We start from the raw sequence: 358 nt of genomic DNA on the forward strand, positions 1-358 counted from the left end.
TCGAACACGTGAACGCAGGCAAATGAAACTGATCGAGGCTCGGGGCCTTGTGCCACGCATAGAGAAGCGCGTTACGCAGCGTCTTGTATCCGAATCGTTTTTGCCTTTGGCACTTACGCATAGCGCGAAGATCGTGATGGAAGAGCATGATGTCGAGGTTTGGGACCGAAAAGAACTTTTGGTCGAAACTGAAACTATCGATGAAAGGCGTGAACTTAATGAGTGGTTTTGGGAAATTTCTGCGTCTGTCTCGAATTTCACGCCCAAATCGCTTTTCTACAAACGTGAGTTCGAGGTTGCGGGGCGTCGATTTCTTGGCGTGTTTCCTATCGAGGTTCCCTACGACCATTTCGTATAC

Annotated in this window: 1 protein-coding gene; it reads left to right on the forward strand. The window is 48.9% G+C overall.

What is annotated here, in order from left to right; translation table 11 throughout:
- Positions 1–22 precede the first annotated feature (22 nt).
- Positions 23–358, forward strand: a 336-nt coding sequence (locus tag AC1RPN_RS08655; RefSeq protein WP_481763785.1) for a hypothetical protein, incomplete at its 3' end; no start/stop codon positions are given.

It is taken from the genome of Dellaglioa sp. CoH-57-MRSF-20 (genome assembly GCF_056781955.1).